Here is a 21,127-nt window from a genome sequence, read left to right on the forward strand (position 1 = left end):
CTCACCCTTAACACAGCTTGTAAACAGCTTCCATACTGCTGCCTAACTGACCATAGACAGAACCTATAAACACAATTCGTCCGTGACCGCTTTGGCTCAATTTATTCTGCAGCTTTCGGCAAATCAAAATGGGTACTTTTAAATGAATGTTCAGCAAGCTCGAAATTTCCGTCTCTGCCGGATCTGTTAATAGACCATAACAGGTAAATCCACCTGCAAAAACAATGGCATCCACTTGAAACAGACCGTTAAAAAAAGACGGCAGCTGCTGCTCATCCAACATATCTAAGGATAACACAAAAAAATCTTGCTGAGGATAACAATTTTGAAAGTTTTCAATCAAATTTTCTATTTTTTTTATTTTTATTGTAGTGACAACACAGAGACCAGCCTTCTGCCGCCAGTTTCTTTGCAACAGCTGCTCCAATGCCTCCGCTTGCACCCATAATCAATACATTTTTCATCAGTATCGCTCCGATTTTTTATATTTTACAATCCTTTTGCAATTAAAAAGTTACTGCTCCTTAGGATATATGTAAAATCTGCTTAGCCCATCTTCTCTGATAAAAGTCTCTGCCGCTTCTTTAATATCTGACAGCTGAATTTGGTCAATCACAGATAGCATATCAAATAGTGTTACATCACCAAACAAAGACTGAGAAAACTGGTTGGCAATATACTCCAGTGAATTCAGTGACTGGAAGTATTTTCCGATCATTTTTTTCTTTAAAAGATTCAGATTCTCTTCCGTTAATTCAGCACTTTCTCCATAAGTCAGTAAAATCTTTTCAATCGCTTCAGCCAGTTCATCCGGACGATCGCTGTCTCCGCCAATGTCAGCGAAATGAAAGCTTCTATCCAAATTAAATTCATAGCTGAAGCTGTCATCAAGCAGACCTTCATTATAAAGAGAAAGATAATTTTTTGATGTATTTCCAAACAGCAGCTGAAGCAGCAGATTCACAGATGTTTTATACTTTATCAACTGCAGACCGTCTGTTGGAAGATCTTCCAGCCCTTTTAAACCTACCAGTATTTTTGTACGCTGTATCGGCATTTCAATGGAGCTTTCCCGAACAATGTCCGCAGCTGTTTCCTGAGGAAAATGGCGCTTGATCGGCACAGCTTTCGCAAAGCTCTTTTTTCCCTGATTTGCTCTGATAAAGGACATCATTTCATCCGGATTCATTTTCCCTACAATAAACAGTGTCATGTTACTAGGATGATAGAAGGTATGATAGCATGTATACAAATCTTCCGCCGTAATTTTATCGATGCTTTCAACAGTTCCTGCAATATCAATATGCAGCGGATGCTTGGGATAAAGATTGCCAAGAATACCAAAAAACAACCGCCAGTTTGGATCATCCTGATACATTTGAATTTCCTGTCCGATAATTCCTTTTTCTTTTTCTACTGTTTCTTCAGTAAAATAAGGCTCCTGAACAAAATCAAGCAGTGTTTCCAAATTCTTTTTCACCTGATCTGTTGTTGAAAATAGGTAGCTGGTTTTAGTAAAGCTTGTGAATGCGTTAGCAGAAGCTCCCTGTCTGCCAAAGTCCTGAAAGACATCCCCGGTTTCTTTCTCAAACATCTTATGCTCCAGAAAATGAGCGATACCATCAGGAACACGAGTGAATTTATTTTCTCCGAGAGGAACAAATTCATTGTCAATCGAACCATAATTCGTCGTAAACAGTCCATATGTTTTATGATAGTCATTTTTAGGCAGCAAATATACCGTTAAGCCGTTATCCAGACGTTCTGTATAAAGAACTTCGTTAATCTGCGGATAGACTTTTTTATCCATTCTTCTGCTCCCCTTCCAAAAAGAAAATTGCCTGCATGCTTATTCCTTCAGCAATCTTCTGTATGTCTTTAATCGTGACAGCCTCCATCCGACGAATCCACTCTTCCGCTGATAATTGTGTTTCAGGCAGAAGGAAATCCATGTAGGCCGATTCCAAAACTGCAGCCCCGTTGTCCAGTGAAAGCAGGTACTGATTTTTCAGCATAGCTTTTGTTTGAGATAGTTCTTCTTCCGTGATCTGTCCTCGACGCATATTTTCCAGCTCCGTCGCCACCAGACGCAATACCTTCTCGCGATTTCTGCCATCTATCCCTGTCTGAACAGTCAGCATCCCACGAAAGGTGTCTAAACTGCTGGATGCATAGTAGGCCAAATTTTCTTTTTCCCGAACATTCATAAACAGTTTGGAATGCGGAAATCCGCCAAAAACACCGTTAAAAATCTGCAGGGAAAAATAATCCTGATCTCCGTAAAAAATATTCGTATCATAACCGATATTCAATTTGGATTGTGCCAACTCTTCCTGATCTGAACGTTCTTTAATAACATTGCTAATGGAATGATGATAGTAAATTTCACCTATCCCTTCTTCTCGGTCAGTAAAAGGCAGTGCTGAAAACAATTGATGAATCTGTTTCTCTTCCACATCACCAAGAACAAAAATATCCACCTGATCCTCACGAATCATTTGACTATAATAGGCAGCCATACTTTGCGCAGTTTCTTTTTCAAGATCTTCCAGTGTTCCAAAGCTCGGAATTCGCTGATCTTCTGAGTCACTGAAGTAAAGATTCTGCAGTGACAATGCCGCATAGGTTTGTTTGTCTTCATTCACACTCTTCAAATAAGCAGCGGTATTCTCTTTTTCCCTGTCGAATGTTTCCTGATCAAAATGATCTTCAATAATATGTGGAAAAAACACAATTTCTTTAATAAAGGAAACAGCCTCTCCCAATACATCTGTATCATTTAGATATTTATCATTGACGATACTCATGGAAAGATTCAGCCAGTGCAGATTTCCTTTTTTATTTACGTTCAATCCAAAGCCGGCTCCATATAATTCGGCCAGCTTTTCACTCATCAGAGTCTGATCTGGGTAATTGAGACTGTTTGTTTCCATCAAACTGGACAACAATGTACGTTTAGTAATGGTTTTACGATCTAATTTTGTATTAAAACGCATAAAAATGCGTATCGTTTTATATTTTTCAGTTGGAAGAACATGAAGGTTCACACCTTTAGCTAGTTTAACTGTCATTATTTCAGACCTTTCTTTTGTTGTTTTATCTTAATCAAATTCTATCCTAAATTCAAGAATAACAAGGGAATTAAATACTTTTTTAACTTCCTGTGTCTACTCTCAATTATAGCATAGCTTCCGGCTCTTTGAAGGCTCCAGACTTTATTCATTTAAAAATTTTCTAAACTTGGGTATACTAATGTCACAGAGGAGGAGATAGAATGTTCAAAGAATTCAAAGAATTTATGATGAGAGGCAGTGTTCTTGATTTAGCTGTTGGGGTTGTGATAGGGAGTGCATTTACTGCTATTGTCACTAAGATCGTTGAGGGGCTGATTACCCCTATTGTCAATTTAATTATCTTATTAATAACCGGCAAGAGCAGTGCAGATGATGCCTTCGGTTCCATGATCTTTAAAATTAGAGGTGTACCTTTTTATATTGGTGATGTCATTAGTGCCATTATTACCTTTGTTATCACAGCTTTTGTACTATTCCTGATTGTTAAAGCAGCAAATAAAATGAATAGACAGAATAAAGAAGAAATCGATTCTCCTACAGCAGAAGACTATCTACAGGAAATTCGTGATTTGCTGGCTGCACAAAATCAAAATAATAATAGTGATGAGAAATAGAAAGAGACCGTCCGTTCATTACGCGAACAGGCGGTCTTCCAGCTTAAAACACACACAGCTGACAACCCACCGGTCGTCAGCTGTTTAATTTAGGAGTTATACACTTAAAAATTATTTTGTCTTTCTAACACTTCCCAGTATAGATTCTATTTGTGAAAAAATTGTGATGATTTTTTTTGGAATTAAGGATTTTTCTGAAACGAAACTTTAACTTCTGTAAAATCAACCGCTTTTCTAGATAAATTTACATTTATTCTGTTGAGATATTGAATAATTCAAAGACTTTATTATCTGTTTCAAGTTCAGATAATAAAAGGACTGATAAAAAAATTACTCACCTTAATTCGAATGAACTGCCTCTATTTTTCACCATTATGACTAGCTTTTCTCTAAAAATGAATCCTATACATTAGCATACAGAAATTGGTTTTATTGCATTTTCAGATTGTTTTCAGTATTTAACCGAACATTTTTCGAAAATTACAAAAAAACAATCGTTTTTAATCTTTTTTTAATGTTAGCTTTCTGTTATAATGATTTTCACATTTATTATCGTCCAAACGGTAAGAAGAAGGAGAGAAATGTATGAAAACAATTTATAATTTTTCAGCAGGCCCAGCAGTTTTACCAAAAAGTGTTTTGGAAAAAGCACAATCCGAATTGGTAAACTATCAAAACAGCGGAATGTCCGTTATGGAGTTGAGCCATCGTTCCTCCTTGTTTGAGACCATTATTCAGCAGGCAGAAGCACTGTTAAGAGAATTGATGAATATCCCTGACAACTACAAAGTTCTGTTTTTACAGGGAGGAGCCAGTCTGCAGTTTACAATGGTTCCGCTAAATCTTGCTCAAAATAAAAAAGCGATCTATGTTAATACCGGTTCATGGTCTAAAAAAGCGATAAGTGAAGCAAAAAAAATTGGAAATGTGAACGTTGAAGTCATTGCTTCAAGCGAAGATAAAAACTTTTCTTATATACCTGAGATCAAAAAAGAAGATGTGCCGCAGGATGCAGCCTATGTTCATATCACAACAAACAACACCATTGAAGGGACTGCCTATTATAGGTTGCCCGATACTGGTGATGTGCCGATTGTTGCGGATATGTCTTCCAACATTTTGTCCATTGACTACAATGTTGCCGACTTCGGACTAATCTACGCAGGAGCACAGAAAAACATCGGACCTGCCGGCTTAACCGTGGTCATTGTCAGAGAAGATCTGATTGGTCAGTCCGAGGTTTTGAGTGCCATGCTGGACTATAATATTCAGTCCAAAAATGATTCCCTGTACAATACACCGCCGACCTATGCAATTTATATGGCAAAGCTGGTCTTTGAATGGATCAAAGAAAACGGCGGCGTTTCACAAATGGAGAAACGAAACAAAGAAAAGGCAGCTCTTTTATATAATGAAATTGATGCTTCTGCCTTGTTTTCTTCCCCTGTAAATCCGAAAGATCGATCTATCAATAATATTCCGTTTATTACCGGAAGTGATGATTTAGATAAAAAATTCAATCAGGAAGCAGTCACTGAAGGATTTGAAAACCTAAAAGGACACCGTTCCGTAGGAGGCATGCGTGCCAGTCTGTACAACGCTTTTCCAAAAAAAGGTGTAGAAGCTCTCACAGCATTTATGAAAAAATTTGAAGCAGAAAATGGAGGAAACAACTAAGATGTTCGATATTAAAACATTCAATGCCATCGCCCCGGAAGGATTAGCTCGTTTTGAAGACCCTCTGTTTACAGTCAATCAAACAGAGCAACCTGCTGGAGTAATCCTGCGCAGCCAGAAACTTCATAATTACGATTTTCCGAACTCTATTCTCGGTGTCGCTAGAGCCGGTGCCGGTACAAACAACATTCCTGTACAAAAATGTACTGAAAACGGTATCGTTGTATTCAATACACCTGGCGCCAATGCTAATGCAGTAAAAGAACTGGTTATTGCCTGCCTGCTGCTGTCTGTTCGCCCTGTTCTCAAAGGCGCAAATTGGGTTCAGACGCTTTCAGGTCCGGATATCGAAAGTCAGGCAGAAGCCGAGAAAAAACAATTTGCAGGAACAGAGCTGGAGGGTAAAAAACTGGGCGTCATCGGACTTGGTGCTATTGGCGCTATGGTTGCAAATGATGCTTATCGTCTGGGAATGGATGTTACCGGCTATGATCCTTTTGTTTCTGTAGACACTGCCTGGAGTATTTCACGTCGGGTGAAACGTGCTCAGAATATGGATGAAATTTTCAATAATTGTGATTTCATCACCATTCATGTACCGTTAACTGAAAATACCCATCATCTAATTGGAAAAGACGAGTTGGCAAAAATGAAGAAGACTGCGGTGCTTCTGAATTTTGCACGTGGCGAGCTGGTTGATACAGAGGCTGTGCTTGATGCAGTTAACACAGGCGAGATCAATAATTTCGTCACTGATTTTGCCGATGAAAGACTGCTGGCTAACGAAAAAATCATGGTGCTGCCGCACTTGGGTGCTTCTACAGAGGAAGCGGAAATCAACTGCGCAAAAATGGCAGCCCGTACGTTAAAAAAATTCCTTGAGACTGGAAATATTAAGCGTTCTGTCAATTTTCCTACAGTGGAAATGGCATTTAATTCACCTTACCGTTTCACTATTATTCATAAAAATGTACCAAATATGCTGGGACAGATTTCAACAGGAATCGCAGACTTAGGTATTAACATTGATACAATGATTAACCGAAGCCGTGATGACTATGCTTATACGCTGGTTGATATTGCTGAAACAGACGAACAGAAAATTCATGATGCCGCTCAAAAAATTCAACAGGCAGAGCATATCATAAAAGTCAGAACGATTAAAAATATTGAGGCGGTGAGCTATTAATGGTCCGAATTCATCCATTTAAGAGTATTCGTCCTTCTGCAGAACATGGCGAACAGATCGCCACATTGCCTTACGACGTATTAAATTCTGCAGAAGCACGTGAACTTGGAAAAGATAATCCCTATTCTTATCTTCATATTGATAAAGCAGAAATTGATTTGCCTGATACTCTGTCTCCTTACGATGATCAGGTTTATGCAAAAGCAGCAGAAAATCTGAGGAAATTTTTATCTGAGCAATGGCTGATTGAAGAAAAACAGCCTGCCTTATATCTTTATGAATTGATTATGAATGGACGTTCTCAAACAGGTCTCGTCACTTGTACTTCCATTGAGGAGTACGAAGAGGGAAAAATTAAGAAACATGAATTTACCCGTCCGGAAAAAGAAATAGACAGAATTAGACATATCGAAGCCTGTGATGCAAATACCAGCCCGATTTTCCTTACCTACCGGGCTCACCAGAACATTCAACAAACCATGGACAACTGGAAGCAGAATCATTCACCTGTTTACGACTTCACCAGCTTTCATGACGTGACTCATAAAGTTTGGGTAATCAATGACGAGGCAGTCATTCAAACATTTGTTACAACCTTTGAAACGGAAGTACCGGCACTGTATATTGCAGATGGGCATCATCGGACAGAATCAGCTGTAAAGGTTGGGAAGAAAATTAAGGAAGCTCATCCTGAAATTGGCGATGAAGACGAAGTAAATTATTTCCTGTCAGTCATTTTTCCAAAAGAAGAACTGGAAATTTTAGATTACAATCGGATTGTGAATGCTCCGATTCCTGAAAATTTTATGGAACAGCTTGAAGAAAACTTTACCGTTAGCACTACTGATAAAGGGAAACCTGCTCAGCCAAAACATTTTGGGCTTTATTTAAATGGGCAGTGGTATGAACTGAAAGCCAAACCTCAGATATTATCAGAGGATCCGGTAGATGGACTGGATGTTTCACTGCTTCAAAAGTATGTATTTGCTGATATTTTTGACATTCAGGATGTCCGTACCGATAAACGTATCGACTTTGTCGGCGGAATTCGCGGGATGACTGAGCTTGAAAGACTGGTGGACAGCAAGCAGTGGACAGCTGCATTTGCCGTATACCCGACCACGATGGATGACCTTTTAAATGTTGCAGATGCGGGAAAAATTATGCCGCCAAAATCAACGTGGTTCGAACCAAAACTATTAAGCGGACTATTTTTACATGATCTAGAGACAAAACAGCAATAAAGCAGTAAAATAGAAGACAACTGGAAGCTGGGCCTGTAATTTATAGTCCCGGCTTTCTTACCATCTAAAAGATAAACAGCAAATACATAAGAAAACTGTCGGAAAATTAACTCAGAGAGGCCCCATCATTCACTTAATGTTATCAGCCGCAGTCGTTGTCAGAATACAGCTGGTTTATCAAAAACAGCGGAGGATTATTATGCGCAGACAATTAAAAAAAGCAAATCGAATCGTTATTAAAGTGGGAACCAGTACATTAATCTATCCCAACGGAACAATCAATCTAAGTGCCATCGATCAGCTGGCATTTACACTGACCGATTTAAAAAATCAGGGGAAAGAAATCATTCTGGTTTCTTCTGGAGCGATTGGAGTAGGGCTGCACAAACTGAATATGGACCAGCGCCCGCCAACCATTCCGGAACAGCAAGCGGTTGCAGCTGTCGGACAGGCTGAGCTGATGAATATTTATAACCGGCGCTTTTCTACCTACAGTCAGCAGATTGCACAGTTGTTATTGACTAGAGATGTGATTGAATTCCCGGAAAGTCGACGAAATGTTGTGAATACCATGGAGCAGCTGCTTCATATGAACATTATTCCAGTCATCAACGAAAATGACACCGTTGCAATTGATGAACTGGATCACCTGACAAAATTTGGCGACAACGATCAGCTCTCTGCCATCGTAACACAGCTGATTAATGCAGATGCACTGGTAATGCTCTCAGATATTGACGGCTTCTTTTCTGATAATCCTGTAACAAATAAATCTGCCATACTCTATTCTGAAATCAATCAGATTAATAACACGCTGCTGGAACAGGCAGGAGGAAAAGGCAGCCGTTTCGGCACAGGCGGTATGTACAGTAAATTGAAAGCGGCAGAACGGGTACTTGAGCACAACAGTATGATGGTTTTGGCAAATGGAAAGCAGCCCAAAATAATTTTTGATATTTTAGCAGGAGAAACAATTGGCACGTTATTTATCGAAAGGAGAAAAAAGAATGACTGATTTGATTCAACTTGGAAAACAGGCAAAACAGGCAGCCTATCAGCTGGGACAGCTGGACACAAAACGAAAAAATGAATTATTGCTGTTTATGGCAGATCAAATAGAAAAAAAGACTGCTGTTATCTTGGAAGCAAACCAAAAAGATCTGGCTCAGGCAGAAGAAAACAGCATTACTGAAACCATGCAGGACCGCCTGCGTCTGACAGAGGAACGTATTTCAGATATGGCAGATGGAATCCGTCAGGTTGCCGCACTTGATGACCCAATTGGTGAAGTGGAGAAAATGTGGAAAAATGAAGATGGATTAATGATTGGCAAACAACGTGTTCCACTTGGCGTTATCGGTATCATTTATGAATCACGACCTAATGTGACAACGGATGCCGCCAGCTTGTGCTTCAAGTCCGGTAATGCGGTGATCCTCAGAGGAGGAAAAGAAGCGTTCCATTCCAATCAAATTCTGGTGAATATTCTTCAGAAAGCCTTGGAAGCTCAGAAATTTTCTCCTTTCGCCATTCAATTTGTCGATGATACTTCCAGAAAAACAGCTCAAAAATTGATGACTTTAAACGGCTATCTGGATGTATTGATTCCTCGCGGAGGAGCAAGTCTCATTAATGCTGTCCTGAAAACAGCTACAGTTCCTGTCATTGAAACTGGGACAGGCAACTGTCATATCTACATTGACAAAGATGCTCAGCTCAAAATGGCCACAGATATTATTGTCAACGCTAAATGCCAGCGTCCTTCCGTCTGTAATGCAGCGGAGACACTACTAATTCACAAGGATGTTGCTGCAGACTTTTTACCAGTTATTGAAAAAGCATTGAATGAGTATAGTGTGGAACTGCGGGCCGATGAACAAGCACTCGCTATCTTTAAGCAATCTGTGCCGGCAACTGAAGAAGACTGGGCAACCGAGTTTTTAGACTATATTCTTGCTGTAAAAGTGGTAAATTCTCTTGATGAAGCGATTGAGCACATCAATAAATACAATACCAAACATTCAGAAAGTATTGTCAGTGACAACTATTTTGCAACTCAGCAGTTTTTGAAGCAGGTAGATGCTGCTGCTGTTTATGCCAATGCTTCGACCCGTTTCACAGACGGCTTTGTCTTTGGCTTCGGAGCAGAAATAGGAATCAGCACCCAAAAGCTTCACGCAAGAGGTCCAATGGGACTGGAAGAGCTGACATCCACAAAATATATTGTTTACGGAGATGGTCAATACCGTCACTAAGAACGGAGGGCAAAAATGAAGTACGATGGACATACCCATACAGAATACTGTCCACACGGAATAGTTGAAGATACGGAACAGCTTATTCAAAAAGCCATACAACTTGGCTTTAAAGAATACAGCATAACAGAACATGCTCCTCTGCCTCCTTCAATTACAGAAATTGCTGCCGGCGAACCGGAAATGTGGACAACTGCTTCTATGGCTTTAAATGATGTGGATAACTATTTTAAAAAAATGGAAAAATTAAGAAAAAAATATGCTTCTGAAATAGTTATCCACATTGGCTTCGAACTGGATTATTTCTCCGAGTATGAAGCATGGACGACCGACTTTTTAAATGAATATGGTCCTTTGACAGACGACGGTATCCTCTCTGTTCATTTCCTTCCAGGGAAAAACGGCTTAAGAGGCATCGATTATACTTTTGAAGAATATCAGGACGGAATTTGTGACTTTTACGGATCATTCCAAAAAGCGCAAACCCTTTACTATCAAAGGGTTCTTGCATCATTGCAGGCAGATCTCGGAAAGTGGAAGCCCACTCGACTCGGACACATCTCTCTATGCCAAAAATTCGAACATTTCTTTGATGAAGCAACTGATTATTCGGTAAAAAGTCTGACCGTTCTCGACAAGCTTTTGGCAGCAGTCAAAAAGGAGAATTATCAGCTTGATTTAAACACTGCCGGCTTCATTAAAACAGGTTATCAACAAAGTTATCCACAGGCATGGATTCTTGAAAAAGCTTCTATTTTGGGCATTCCTTTTATTTATGGTTCTGACACCCATTCTTTGGAGACTGTGGGTCAAGGTTATGCAAAAGTCGAACAATGGCTGAATTAATGAAAAATCAGGAAAGAGCTGCTTCCAAAATTTCAATCGTTTGGGGAGCAGCTCTTTGTTTGTCTCTTTTTTCATTCACGTAAAAAAACTTTCAGTTTTTCTTTTTAAAGATCAATCCAATATCTTTGCACAGGTTCACCGTCTTCCAGCAGTTCATTTTCCAATAATCCACCATTCGCCTGAATCACTTTTGCAGAAGCGATATTCGTTTTGTTACAAGTTACCAAAACCTTTTCCAGTCCGAGTTTCTGAGTAAAAAACAGCGCTTGTTTCAACATTTCTTTGGCATAGCCCTGATTCCATTCGCTTCTGCGAACGCTGTACCCGATATGACCGCCAAATTTCAGCAGAAAATCATTTAATGTATGACGAATGTCAATCATTCCGACCAATTTATTATCACTCACTCGAACGGCTAAAAATTCAGTTGCCGGTACTAAACCTTCTGTCACCGTTTCTTCTCGGGTATTGCGTTCAATAAAGTCCAGCCAGTCCTGAATATCTTCATATTCACGTAAAAATGAAGTCCCATCCATACTATCGCCATTCGCTAAAAACTCATTTCTATACTCTCTGATTTGTTCTTCATACTCCATAGAAGGAGCAACCAATTGAATCTTTCCCATAACCATCCCATCCTTTTTTCAAAATAGTATAGCACAGCCTGTTATTTTAATATGTACTATTTTGACTTTAAAAAATTTCCATCATTTTACCTTTATCATCATTTTAAGAATGAAATCATCAAAATTTGGAGCTACCAGCTCGTTTTGAATAAAATCCACATAGAGATTTCCTTTAAGTGAGAGATTACGTTCTGCAGCAAAAGCAAGTAATTTTCTGTACCCTTCTTCGTAATCAAAGACCCCTCTGGAATAACATGTTAAATAATTTCCTTCTGGTCGAAAATCAGCAGATTCTGGAATTTTGATATAGTATTTGGTCTCAGAAGCTCTTATCTCCTGTTTTCCTTCTGACATGACAAGCATTCCTGAAGGATAAGGAAATTCATAACCAGCTGCAATACATTCCTGATAAAAATCATTTAAAGAAACTGAAAATCTTGATCTTGCCCCTTCATAAAAACATTTTACATGACTGCTGAAAAATAAAGGAACCTCATCAGAATACTTTACAGATATCTTTTTCTCTTCAAACATTTCCGTTTCTTCCAGAGTTTGAAGCTGCAAATCAAGCATTTGTTCCATTCGACGGTAAAACATTTGTTTCTGTCTGGCTTCTTCCCTCTGTCTTTGAATCAGATCGCTAATCTGACTGGCAGCTTTCATTTTATTATATTCTTTGATTTCTTCCAGCGACATACCAATTTCCTTAAAAAAATGAATCATATTCACTGTATACAATTGATGATAATGGTAATAGCGATAACCGTTGCTGTGGACAACTCTTGGTTTTAACAAATCAATCTGATCATAATAAATTAATGTTTTCCTTTTTATTCCGGACCGTTTGGCAAATTCTCCGATAGATAAATAATTGCCTTTTTCCTCTTTCTGCATTTATTTACTCTCCTGTTCAAATTCATCTCTTGACTGTCTGGTTACTATACAGTTTACACTATTTAATATGAAAGGGGTTTCGATTATGCAAAAACAATTAAAAAAAGTTGAGATGAATCCTTCCAACATACAATCTGATAGAATGAAGGCAACTATGATTGAGAGGTTAGTAACTCTTTATGAGAAAAAATATTTGTTGCACAGAAGTGATATTCTGAAAAGGGAACTGTGCGCTTATACATATTATAAAGCTGACAACCATTTTCAATTCCCTGAGCCTTATCTAAAAATAATCCGACTTTTATTCAACGAAGAGTATTTGTTTACAAAAGAGGCTTTTGCAGAAATCAATTTAATTTCTGAATGCTCTTTAGCCAATCATGATTTTCTTCGCCTTTTGGAAGCAGTATTGCGCACTAATTGGCAATATTCCAATCAGCCGGAAAACATTCTGTCCTTTATTGAACTGATTCATTCCCTTCTGGAAATTATTAGTTGCCGCCTTAAGGTTTCAACGCAGTTTTTTGAATCCAGCCGCACCAGCTTCCTTCATCATATTAAGTTTCTAGCCCTCAAAATCCAACAAAAAGAAATAGACTACAGTACATCAGATAATGACCTTTATTTTTTTTTAGAGGAAAATCATCGGGAAGCATTCAGTATTGCTGAAAATATTCGAAAATTTATTACTGAAACCTATGATTTTGATTTATCGAATAATGACATCGCCTATCTAGTCCTGCATCTTATAAAATCTTTAGGTGCATTGACAGTATGAAAACTCTGTTACCTGACTCATTGAACTTCCTCATCAATTATAAACAAACAGCTGTGGACATATAGACTGACTCTGCGGCTGTTAATTTTCTTTCACTTGATCTCTTCAAACAGAAAGCCAAGAAAAAATGGATCTTGATCTTCGTTTCTCAAGATTTACTTAACTTTGGATTCTAGTATTTTCATATACAGCTTAAAATTCTTGAATATTTTATGAAATTTTCCTTCTATTAGCTATATTTTATTTGAATATGCTAAACTAGATGATACGAATACTAATTGTGCTGTGAGGTCTTTTAATGAAAAATAAACTACAGAATTTTATTAAGGAAAATTGGCGTTATATGGCTGCCAGCTTCTTTATCCCTTTTTTTATAATGGTCTTTGTATATCTAAGTATCGGTATTTATCCCGGCAGCAGCCGAAGTGTTCTTGCCAGTGATGCTTTTTCTCAGTTCTCAAATTTTCATGCGAGCTTCAACAACATGCTTCATGGAAAACAAAGTATTTTTTATACCTGGAATGCCTCTTTAGGGCTGAACTATTTATCTTTGATTTCTTATTATCTGGGCGGGCTGTTTACTCCGCTTGTCTTTTTCTTCAGCAATCAAAATATGCCTGATGCCTTGTATCTGATTACTCTGTTAAAAATAGGATCTGCAGGACTGTCTTTCTGGTTTCTGGCTTCTCATACATTTGACATTAAAAAGTGGGCACATGTCACACTAAGTGTCCCATATGCATTGATGTCGTTTGCCACAGCTCATTCTGAGCTGATCATGTGGCTGGATGCATTTGTCTATTTGCCGCTGATTATTTGGGGCATCCACCGTGTTATGGATCAGAAAAAAATCACACTTCTGTTTGTCAGCTATCTGCTGCTGTTTATTTCAAATTTCTATATGGGCTTTATGATTGGTATTTTTTCGTTCCTTTATTTCATTGTTCGGTTGTTTACTAACTGGAAACAATATAAACAGTCCATTCTGCCTTATGGAATCACTTCATTACTTGCCGGCGGAGCGTCTATGATTATCATACTGCCAACAATTTTTGATTTACGTTTTAATGGTGAAACGCTGACGGAAGTAACTAAATTTAAAACAGAAGCAACAGCCTTCTGGGATATTGTCATGAAAAACATGGTCGGTGTTTATGATACGACAAAATATGGTTCTATCCCTTTTATTTACGCAGGGCTTCTTCCTTTGCTGTTTTGTATTTTTTACTTTGTCACCCGGCAGACACCATTAAAAAATAAACTGCTTTTTGGTAGCTTGTTTGTTGTGCTGATTGCCAGCTTTTACATTGTCCCGCTGAATCTTTTCTGGCACGGAATGCACGCACCAAATATGTTCCTATTTCGTTACAGCTTCCTGTTTTCATTTCTGATTGTCCTACTGGCCGGCTATGGCTGGGAAAAATTTAAAACAGACGATCTGGGAATTTTCACCGGGACAGCCATTTTGGTTATTGCCCTTTTTGCACTCGCAGAAGGTTCAGCACCCACTGGAAGTTATGATTATATCTCACTCACTACGTTTGTTATCACTGTTTTATTTTTGATTCTTTATACAGCAGGAATTGCGTTTTATCAGTTGAAGAAAATACCTGGCCGCTACTTATCCATTCTGTTGCTGCTGGTCGTCTGTGCAGAGGCGTTTATTAACACAAGCGCCATGATTAACGGCGTGCTGGATGATTGGAACTATGCTTCCAGAAGCTTGTACACCGAACCTTATCCGGATATCAAAAAACTGGTAGATCAGACAAAAGAGGAAAATGATTCGTTTTATCGACTGGAAAATTTGAACCCCGTTTCTTCAAATGACAGTATTAATTACGGCTACAGCGGAATCAGCCTGTTTTCTTCCATACGTAACCGAAATTCATCAGCCTATTTGAATACACTTGGATTTCGCTCAAGAGGAACCAGCTTGAATACGCGCTATCCAAATAATACTCTGCTCATGGATGCGCTGATGGGTATACAATACAATCTATCCAAGGACAATCCATTAAAATTCGGCTATACGGAAACAGCCCGTTCTGGAGAATATGGCTTGTATGAAAACAGTTATGCTCTGCCTTTAGGTTTTCTGGCAAATGAATCAATCTATGACATAGAGCAGCCAGAAACGGATAACCTGACTAGTCAATCAAATCTGATTAATGCTCTTTCTCAACAACAGCAGAACTTTTTCACATTTTATACACCGACAATTACAAATCAGCAAAATGTAAAAATCGAAGAAAATGCTTCTTCTGTAACGTATCGTGAAACACAAAGCAATGTTGCAAAAGAAATTACCTGGACCGTTAATGTTCCTGCTAATACTCAAGCTTATCTTAGCCTGTTTCCAACAGATTTCGGTCAGCTGCAAAGTTCCACTGCTACAATGATGGTCAACGGCACCACCCAGAAATCACAGATTAATATCACCGGTCAATATTACAATATCGGCTACTATGAAGTTCCAACAACTGTCACATTTACTGTCAGTTTTTATGGAACTGAAGCAGTCAGTTTTATGGAACCAAAAGTTGTTGGTCTTGATACGGCTGCTTTTGAATCTGCTGTGAAGGAGATTCAAGACAATAGTGTGAATTTAACAGTCAGCGGCCGAAAAGCAACCGGTACTTTTTCAGCAGAAGAAGATCAAATGGTTCTTACAACCATCCCTTATGATAAAGGATGGACAGCTTATATTGATGGAAAAAAAGTACCAATAGAAGTATTTAAAAATGCGTTTATCAGTGTTCCTGTCAGTGCCGGCAAGCATACCCTTAAACTGGTCTATCTTCCAGAAGGCTTCAAAACAGGTGCTTTATTCTTTGTATTCTGTACAGGCGCCTTTATCCTTTTTGTAACCACCATTGAAAAACCAAAAAGAAAGAGAGCACGCAGAAGACAGCGAAATAGACGGGTGAAATAATAACAGAACATTATAGTGTATTATCCTTATCTAGGACAAAGAAATAATTAAACCCTAGATAGGGGTATTTTATATGGGAAAGATACAAATGAAGTACGCGCCAGAAGAGCACTTAAAAATTGTAGAGAGCTATCTTAGTCATAAAATCAGTTTAAATGGAGCAGCCCAAAGTGATTATCAAACCGGCTCAAGCTGTATACTACTCACAAAAACTTCAAATCAGAAATTAGAAGGCTTGTTTGAGGGCTTAAGCGGGAAAAGTATTATATCCATGAGTTTACAGACCGTAAAGCGCTTATCACTATGATTATTCAATGCATCGAATATTATAACAATGAACGATATCAATGAAAATATGCAAATAATGACACCTATGAAGTTTCATTATCGCTATTACAAAGCTGCTTAAATTAACCAAACATCATCAAAAAACCACCCATCTTTTTTTGATGGGCAGTCTACAGTATTTTTTTATATATCTCCTATCTTAAATTCCTTGGCATCATCTGAAAATCTTTTTTCTCCATTGAATATTGCGTAGTCTAATTCATTTTCGTCACAAGCAATGATCATTGCCACAGTAACATCTGCATCCACATTCAACAAAGTTCGGAACATTCCGGAAAACCAGTCTATTCCTGCCAACAAGGCGATGCTTTCTGTTGGTAATCCCAGCATTGGCATAACAGTGGCTAATGCAACCAAGCCTCCTCCCGGAACAACAATCGTTCCTAAACAAGCCAAAGTAGACAAAAGAACTATTTGGATAAGCTTGCCGACGCTTAATTCAACATTATAAAACTGTGTAAAGGTAATTACGGAAAGAGACAGGAACATTGCCAAACCATTGCTGTTTAAACTCATTCCTAATGGAACAACCAGCTTGGATATCCGATCACTAATCCCCAATTTTTCTCGGCTGTCTTCAATTTGGACGGGTAGCGAAACTGCAGAAGAAGTTGTCGTAAAAGAAATCACGGACATACGCCACATGTTTTTTACCAAACGAAAAACTCCTACTTTACAATACCAAGCAGTGATCAATAGCCAAATGACTAAAAAGATGAGTGAAGCAATACCTAAAGTTACTAAAAATCGAACTAGGGTACCTAAAACTTGAATCCCTGCTTCACCAACCACCGAAGCGATTAGACAGAAGATTCCAATTGGAGCTGCCTTCATAATCAAAGTAACCATTTTTAAGATTACATTGTTAAAAGCGATAATCCACTCCAGAATAAGCTGATTGGTTTTTTCTTCTTTAATTAAACTTAAGGCCAATCCGAACAGTAAAGAAAAAATAATTACTTGAATCATGTTTGCTTCTGCCATTGCTTCAATAATATTCAAGGGAATGAACCCAAGAATAATTTCTTGCAAGCTTGCATCTGCCATCCCCACAACTTCTTCTTGTAAAGCTGCAGTCGTTAGACCGACACCTGGTTTGAAGAGAAGTCCAAAAAGAATACCTATAATAGCAGCTAGAATTGTTGAGCCCATAAACCATAGAAATACCTTAAGCCCAATTTTTCCTAATTCTTTTGCTTCTAATCCACCAACTGCTTCAATGACTGCGCCCATAATCAATACAACCACAGACATTTGAATTAATCGCAGAAAAAGTTCACCTACAATTTTCAAATCACTTACTGCTCCTTGAAAAAGAAACCCGCATAGTACCCCTAAAACAGTAGCAATCATTATTTGATTGATTAAACTGATTTTTCTGTTTCTTTTTTTCATGTGAAGCTCCCCACTTTTTTATTAGTCATTCAAATCCTATTCTACAAAACACTTATAAAGCTTGAATACCCAGAGCTTTATAGCTGCTTTTATCTTTTCTGCCTCTACCTAATGCTCTGACCAAATTATAAATTATAATAAAAGATCGTTTATAAATGATGTTCACTGATAGAACATATCAACGTGTATGCTTCAATAACAAGAACGAGCAGCTTCAAAAGCAGCTGGAGAATTACTAGCTATTTCTATAATTTTTACGGCTAGTTTGACTCCAGTTAGGGATGAAATCGGCGTTTTTTGCCGAGTTGCTCCCGTGCTAGCTGCACGTTTCTTGGATTAAAAGCATCTCTTAGTTTTAATTTAGCCAACACACTAGTGGGATCGTATGCGAACAACAATCTTTGAATGTGTAATTATTCATCCAATGAATGGGTGGACAAGATATTGACATTAGATCAATATTGTTGTCTGAGGCAGCGAAGCGAACACTTTACAATAGTATCACCACTGCTGCAAGCAAGTCTTTTAACACACTTGCTTATTACACCCTTTGTCATCAAAATACTTAATGATAGTCACTTACTGCCAAGTATATAGATGATTAAATCAAAAGCTTTTCATAGACTTTTTTGAGTTGCCTTTTTATTCTGCTGCTTTCCTCGCATTGAATGATAAGAATAAGAATGTTCCGCCAATTAATAGGATGATTGCTATATAAAAGCCCATAACTTTAGAACCTGTAGCGTCAGAAATAGAACCTGTCAGTGTTGGTGCAATAACCGAAGACATCATACCGAAAAAGTTAAAGACACCTAGAGTCGTACCAACACCTACTTTAGGTGCATTTTCACCTAACCATGAAATGATAATCGGTTCAACTGCCAGCTTTCCTAAAAATCCATATAAAATCAAGGCAATCATCAAGAAAGTTGCGTTCGTTGCTTGAACCGTAACTAAGAGCATTAAAGCAGCAAGTATTTCTAAAATAACAATAAATGTCACTTTTTTATGCATATATTTATCTGCCAAACGACTGAAGAACAATGCACCCGGAATAGATGCAAAAGCTACTAGAGAAGAAGAAAAACCAATTGCAACCCCTTCAAATCCTCGTTCTGTTCCGAGGAAATTCGGCAGCCAAGTCACAGTCATATAGTAAGCATAGCATGTCGCAAAATATAACACATAGGTGAACAGCATCCGTAAAGAAAACAAAGTTGTTAGAGAAACTTTTTCCTTAGGTGCTTCACTGACTTCAGCTATCGCTTCCCGTTCCAAAAAGGCGACATCATCTTTGTTACTGCGAATAATTAAGGAAAAAGCAATTGTCATACATACAATCAGAAATGCAGACAAATACATCATTGTTTGCCATGGCATTTTCATCTGAATAACTAAAAAACTCGATAGAATCATTCCAAACCCAGATCCAACAGCTGAACCGCTATTTACGATTGCTGTTGAGAAGCTTTTCTTCTCTTTAGGTATATTTTGTGAAGTCAGTGAGTAAGCTGACCCGTAAAAAGAGCCGCAGCCAATCCCAGCTAAAAAACTCCCTGTATAAATCATCGTAATTGATGATGCTTGCGAAATCAAAAATGCTGCTAAAGCAAACACCACAAAACCGGGAATCAAGACTTTTTTCTTTCCTATCTTATCAACTAAAAACCCTGCAGGTATCTGCATAATTACATACCCTAAAAAATAAAAACTTGCAATAGATCCTAATGCCGTGTCCGAGATATTACCACCAAGTGACTCATTTATTTGCGGATAAATTGGTGATAATGCGGACCGATAAATCCAGATTGTTACCCAACCTGAACACAATAAGACGATAATCTGTTTCCAGTAAGCAAAACCTGTTTGTTCTTTGTTGATCTCCATATTTTCTCCTCCATCATTAGCTCTTGTAAAGTTTGTGCACCTCTTCAAGAAAACGCTTTAACATGCTTTTAGTTTACGTCTTCCTTTAACATTTTTCATTTGACATTTTTCACAAAGTACTAATTTCTATTGTGCATAAGTGCTAATTCGCTTGATAATAGTTAAGTGCAGCGGTTACTGCTTTTCCTGCTTGAATTTCAGCACCGTAATACAATAAGACACCTTCCAGAACTGCAAGAACATGAAGGATATTTTCTTTACGACTGCTATAACCCATATTCCCGATTCGCCAAACCTTCCCTTTTAAATCCCCAAAGGAACTCGCAATCTCTACACCAAAAGAAGTCAGCATTTCTTCTCTGACAGCTTCACCATCGACTCCATTTGGTATCAAAATAGGCGTCACCGTTGGCATTTTTGTTTCGACTTCACCATAAAAAGATAGACCCATTGCCTTCAGTCCTGCAATTAACGCTCGATCATTTTTTTCATGGCGTGCATAGGCATTTTCAAGCCCTTCCTCAAGCAGCACTCTCAATCCTTCGTGTAAACCATAAATCATACTAGTCGCCTCAGTATGATGATTGATTCTTTCTTCACTCCAATATCTTTGCAGCTGACTTAAATCCAAATAATTACTGCTAATGTGTCGTTCGTTGCGATCAGTTTTACTCAATCCCAGTTCTTTCTGATAACGAGCATTCACAACTTCCGCTACCCGATCATTATATGTAACTAAGGATAAGCCTGAAGGGACACTGAGACATTTCTGAGTACCTGCAATTGCCAGATCAACAAACCATTCATCCACAAATAAAGGAACCCCGCCATAGGTCGCAACCATATCGACAACAAAGAAGACATCCTTTTGGCGACAATAAGCCCCTATTTCTTGCAGCGGCTGCATCTGACCATTTGCTGTTTCACCATGAACCATCGCCACAATTTTCGGCTGAAAATCATCAATCTCTTTTATGACAGTATTTGGCACAAATGGGGTCGTCCATTCTTTCTCCATATAGCGGACTTCTGCCTGCGCACGCTCGCAAATTTCCCCTAAGAGATAAGCAAATCGTCCATAGACAGGAATCAATACCTTATCTCCCGGCTCAATTAAAGCAATTAGTGCTGCCTCCAGTCCAGATCTTGAGGTTCCATCTACCGCAAAAGCCTCTTTATTTTTCGTACCAAAAGGCTGTTTAATCATTTCCTTTACTTCATCCATAATTGTTAAAAACATAGGATCAAACTGACCTAAAATTCGACTAGTCATCGCTTTTAAAACTACAGGATGAGCTTCCACAGGTCCAGGTGTCATAATCGTTCGTTGTGGTATTGCTAATTCTTTATACATTTTTTTCTCCC

19 protein-coding genes are annotated in these 21,127 nt (G+C 38.3%); 10 read left to right on the top strand and 9 right to left on the bottom strand.

Going from position 1 to position 21,127, the window contains the following annotated elements; translation table 11 throughout:
• Positions 1-7: 7 nt before the first annotated feature.
• The 4 genes from LI951_RS03830 to yfmF are packed head-to-tail and all read right to left on the bottom strand — an operon-like array spanning position 8 to position 3,071.
• On the bottom strand, positions 8-298 hold the full coding sequence (locus tag LI951_RS03830) for an SDR family NAD(P)-dependent oxidoreductase (RefSeq protein ID WP_420705911.1): 291 nt from the start codon (positions 296-298) through the stop codon (positions 8-10).
• A gap of 37 nt (positions 299-335) precedes the next feature.
• Positions 336-464: an SDR family NAD(P)-dependent oxidoreductase gene (locus LI951_RS03835; protein WP_229441335.1), complete on the bottom strand. Its 129-nt coding sequence runs from the start codon at positions 462-464 to the stop codon at positions 336-338.
• 50 nt (positions 465-514) lie between these two features.
• The gene (yfmH, locus tag LI951_RS03840) at positions 515-1,810 is read right to left on the bottom strand and encodes an EF-P 5-aminopentanol modification-associated protein YfmH (RefSeq protein WP_229441336.1); all 1,296 of its coding nucleotides are present in this window, start codon (positions 1,808-1,810) and stop codon (positions 515-517) included.
• Positions 1,803-3,071, bottom strand: coding sequence for an EF-P 5-aminopentanol modification-associated protein YfmF (gene yfmF, locus LI951_RS03845; RefSeq protein WP_202065503.1), 1,269 nt, complete (start codon positions 3,069-3,071; stop codon positions 1,803-1,805). The genes yfmH and yfmF overlap by 8 nt, the downstream gene beginning before the upstream one ends.
• 203 nt (positions 3,072-3,274) lie before the next feature.
• Here yfmF and mscL point away from each other — a divergent pair, with 203 nt between their 5' ends.
• The 7 genes from mscL (at position 3,275) to hisJ (ending at position 10,899) form a co-directional block, all read left to right on the top strand.
• Positions 3,275-3,688, top strand: a complete 414-nt coding sequence (gene mscL / locus LI951_RS03850) for a large conductance mechanosensitive channel protein MscL (RefSeq protein WP_229441337.1) — start codon at positions 3,275-3,277, stop codon at positions 3,686-3,688.
• A gap of 585 nt (positions 3,689-4,273) precedes the next feature.
• Entirely contained in the window at positions 4,274-5,365 is a 1,092-nt protein-coding gene (gene serC / locus LI951_RS03855) for a 3-phosphoserine/phosphohydroxythreonine transaminase (protein WP_229441338.1), read from the top strand.
• Position 5,366: 1 nt separating this feature from the next.
• Complete coding sequence (locus LI951_RS03860) at positions 5,367-6,554, top strand: phosphoglycerate dehydrogenase (RefSeq protein ID WP_229441339.1); 1,188 nt, start codon at positions 5,367-5,369, stop codon at positions 6,552-6,554.
• Positions 6,554-7,798, top strand: a complete 1,245-nt coding sequence (locus LI951_RS03865; protein ID WP_229441340.1) for a DUF1015 domain-containing protein — start codon at positions 6,554-6,556, stop codon at positions 7,796-7,798. The genes LI951_RS03860 and LI951_RS03865 overlap by 1 nt, the downstream gene beginning before the upstream one ends.
• A 199-nt stretch (positions 7,799-7,997) precedes the next feature.
• Positions 7,998-8,813, top strand: coding sequence for a glutamate 5-kinase (proB, locus tag LI951_RS03870; protein ID WP_202065521.1), 816 nt, complete (start codon positions 7,998-8,000; stop codon positions 8,811-8,813).
• Positions 8,806-10,053: a glutamate-5-semialdehyde dehydrogenase gene (locus LI951_RS03875; protein ID WP_229441341.1), complete on the top strand. Its 1,248-nt coding sequence runs from the start codon at positions 8,806-8,808 to the stop codon at positions 10,051-10,053. Before proB ends, LI951_RS03875 begins: the two co-directional genes overlap by 8 nt.
• 15 nt (positions 10,054-10,068) lie before the next feature.
• Positions 10,069-10,899, top strand: a complete 831-nt coding sequence (gene hisJ / locus LI951_RS03880; RefSeq protein ID WP_229441342.1) for a histidinol-phosphatase HisJ — start codon at positions 10,069-10,071, stop codon at positions 10,897-10,899.
• A gap of 104 nt (positions 10,900-11,003) precedes the next feature.
• Here the strand turns inward: hisJ and LI951_RS03885 are convergent, their stop codons facing one another.
• Positions 11,004-11,525, bottom strand: a complete 522-nt coding sequence (locus tag LI951_RS03885) for a GNAT family N-acetyltransferase (protein WP_229441343.1) — start codon at positions 11,523-11,525, stop codon at positions 11,004-11,006.
• A gap of 81 nt (positions 11,526-11,606) precedes the next feature.
• Positions 11,607-12,419: a MerR family transcriptional regulator gene (locus LI951_RS03890; protein ID WP_229441344.1), complete on the bottom strand. Its 813-nt coding sequence runs from the start codon at positions 12,417-12,419 to the stop codon at positions 11,607-11,609.
• Positions 12,420-12,504: 85 nt separating this feature from the next.
• Between LI951_RS03890 and LI951_RS03895 the strand changes: the two genes are divergently transcribed.
• The 3 genes from LI951_RS03895 (at position 12,505) to LI951_RS03905 (ending at position 16,439) form a co-directional block, all read left to right on the top strand.
• Positions 12,505-13,197, top strand: a complete 693-nt coding sequence (locus tag LI951_RS03895; RefSeq protein WP_229441345.1) for a PRD domain-containing protein — start codon at positions 12,505-12,507, stop codon at positions 13,195-13,197.
• A 298-nt stretch (positions 13,198-13,495) separates the two neighbouring features.
• Positions 13,496-16,132, top strand: a complete 2,637-nt coding sequence (locus tag LI951_RS03900; protein WP_229441346.1) for a YfhO family protein — start codon at positions 13,496-13,498, stop codon at positions 16,130-16,132.
• A gap of 73 nt (positions 16,133-16,205) precedes the next feature.
• Positions 16,206-16,439, top strand: a complete 234-nt coding sequence (locus tag LI951_RS03905; protein WP_202065550.1) for a hypothetical protein — start codon at positions 16,206-16,208, stop codon at positions 16,437-16,439.
• Positions 16,440-16,603: 164 nt separating this feature from the next.
• On the opposite strand, the gene LI951_RS03910 is transcribed toward LI951_RS03905, so the two are convergent.
• The 3 genes from LI951_RS03910 to LI951_RS03920 all read right to left on the bottom strand — a co-directional run bounded on the left by LI951_RS03910 (position 16,604) and on the right by LI951_RS03920 (position 21,116).
• Complete coding sequence (locus LI951_RS03910; protein ID WP_202065551.1) at positions 16,604-17,875, bottom strand: dicarboxylate/amino acid:cation symporter; 1,272 nt, start codon at positions 17,873-17,875, stop codon at positions 16,604-16,606.
• Positions 17,876-18,517: 642 nt separating this feature from the next.
• Positions 18,518-19,762, bottom strand: coding sequence for an MFS transporter (locus tag LI951_RS03915; RefSeq protein WP_229441347.1), 1,245 nt, complete (start codon positions 19,760-19,762; stop codon positions 18,518-18,520).
• A gap of 142 nt (positions 19,763-19,904) precedes the next feature.
• Positions 19,905-21,116, bottom strand: a complete 1,212-nt coding sequence (locus LI951_RS03920; protein WP_229441348.1) for a pyridoxal-phosphate-dependent aminotransferase family protein — start codon at positions 21,114-21,116, stop codon at positions 19,905-19,907.
• Between the last annotated feature and the right edge of the window lie 11 nt (positions 21,117-21,127).

Origin of the sequence: Enterococcus sp. BWT-B8 (assembly GCF_020567625.1) — a bacterium.
In the GTDB taxonomy this organism is placed as follows: Bacteria; Bacillota; Bacilli; order Lactobacillales; family Enterococcaceae; genus Enterococcus_L.